General features: G+C 64.8%; 2 protein-coding genes and 1 pseudogene. 2 read left to right on the forward strand and 1 reads right to left on the reverse strand.

Going from position 1 to position 1,691, the window contains the following annotated elements; genetic code table 11:
- Positions 1 to 674: fatty acid desaturase (locus EN781_RS31960; protein ID WP_127400700.1), on the forward strand; the 674-nt coding region annotated here is incomplete at its 5' end.
- A gap of 90 nt (positions 675 to 764) precedes the next feature.
- On the forward strand, positions 765 to 1,568 hold the full coding sequence (locus tag EN781_RS31965) for a PhnD/SsuA/transferrin family substrate-binding protein (protein ID WP_126054110.1): 804 nt from the start codon (positions 765 to 767) through the stop codon (positions 1,566 to 1,568).
- On the opposite strand, the pseudogene EN781_RS35640 reads toward EN781_RS31965, so the two are convergent.
- A pseudogene (locus tag EN781_RS35640) lies at positions 1,557 to 1,691 on the reverse strand (aminopeptidase P family protein); the annotation flags it as partial. The gene EN781_RS31965 and the pseudogene EN781_RS35640 overlap by 12 nt on opposite strands.

Raw genomic sequence — 1,691 nt, forward strand, 5'->3', positions numbered from 1 at the left:
GCTATTATCAGGCGCTCTGGATGCATGAGGAGTTGCCGCCGGCGATGAAATTCCTGCTGAAGGTCAACAACACGATGATAGGCCGGCTCATTCTCGGTCCGTGGCTGTCGTCGATCGGTTTCTTCATCGACGACGCCAAGCAGATTGCTGCCGGCGACAAGGCGATCCGCAAGGCATGGCTGCTGCACGCCGTCGGCCTTGCCGTAGTCGTGCCGATCGTGACGTTCGGCTTCGGCATTCCGCTGTGGCTCTACATCCTGGTGCCGGTTTGGCTCGGCCAGTCGATGATTTCGATCCGCACCTATGCCGAGCATCAGTGGTCGGAGCATCCGGAAGGGCGCACGGTGATCATCGAGCGCTCGCCGCTGTCCTTCCTGTTCCTCAACAACAATCTGCATTTCGTTCATCACAAGAGCCCGACGGTTGCCTGGTACAGACTGCCGAAGCTGTTCCGCGACCGCCGCGAGGAGTGGCTGCGGATGAACAATGGCTATGCCTACCCGAACTATTTCGCGCTGCTCAAGGCGCATGCCTTCAAGGCGAAGGAGCCAATCGTCCATCCGGTGCTGCGGCGCGCGCCGGAGCCGGGCCGGGCATTCAAGCCGCGGGTTCGGGCGCGCAACGTCAATGGGCTAGGCAGCGCGCCGGTTCCGGCCGAGCCGCCGAAGGAATGATCCCGGTATAGCCGCCACGCGGCATCTATGCTGCGGGCGGCTCGCGTCCGCGATCTTGTCAGTTTTCCAGAACAGCGGTCAAATCCAGGCATGAGCGAATTCGTTGCGGCCTTGCCGATGTATGACTGGCCCGAGGCGAGGGGCGAGGTCGATGCGCAATGGGCGCGGCTGCGTGAAGCCATCAGGCAGAAGGGCATCGACGCGCCGGAGATACTCGTCCGCGGCAATGGCGACCTGCCGCCGGTGCCCGGCGGCATCCGCGACGCAGCCGGCAAGGTCATCGCGCCCGATCCGGCGACGCTGCCGGCGAGCGACCTCGATTTCCACGGGCTCTGGCTGCATCCGGCGCTGCTGTTCGGGCAGACCTGTTGGGGGCCGATGGAACTGGGGCTCGCGAGCCACGTCCAGGTGATCGGCCAGCCGAGCTACGATGCCATCGAGGGCGGGCAGGGCGAGCTCTATTCCAGCGCCATCGTCATGCCGGCGGACGGCGGGCCGTTCGTAGCATCGCCGGCTGATGGCAGCGCCTCGATCCCGCTCGATCTCATCCGTGGCAAACGCTTCGCCTTCAACAATCCGGATTCCATGTCCGGACTGCTCGGGCTGACGCGCGACCTGGAGGCGATGGGCGAAAGCCTCGACATTTTTGCTTCGCAGATCGAGAGCGGCGGGCATCGCTCCTCGATTGTCGCCATTGCCGAGGGCAGTGCCGATGTCGCGGCGATCGACTGCGAGAGCTGGGCGCTGGCCAAACGCTTCGAGCCGGCCGCGCGAGAAGTGAAGGTCGTTGGCTGGACCAAGCGGCGCAAAGGCCTGCCGTTCATCACCGCCCGCGCCACGCCGCCAGAGACGGTAGCGGCGTTACGCGAAGCGATCGCTGATTCAGCCCAGTAGCCGCTCGTCGAGGGGATAGCGCGAGAGCTGCGGGTTGCCGGTCTCGGTGATCAGGATCTGCTCCTCGATCTTGACACCCTCGCGTCCGCCCAGGCGGCCGATATAGCTTTCGACGCACAGCAC

The sequence above is a fragment of the Mesorhizobium sp. M4A.F.Ca.ET.090.04.2.1 genome (assembly GCF_003999085.1).
Taxonomy (GTDB): Bacteria; Pseudomonadota; Alphaproteobacteria; order Rhizobiales; family Rhizobiaceae; genus Mesorhizobium.

Excerpts from the sequence above, each read along its gene's own strand:
- EN781_RS31965 (WP_126054110.1), top strand. The coding sequence starts at position 765 with ATGAGCGAATTCGTTGCGGCCTTGCCGATGTATGACTGGCCCGAGGCG.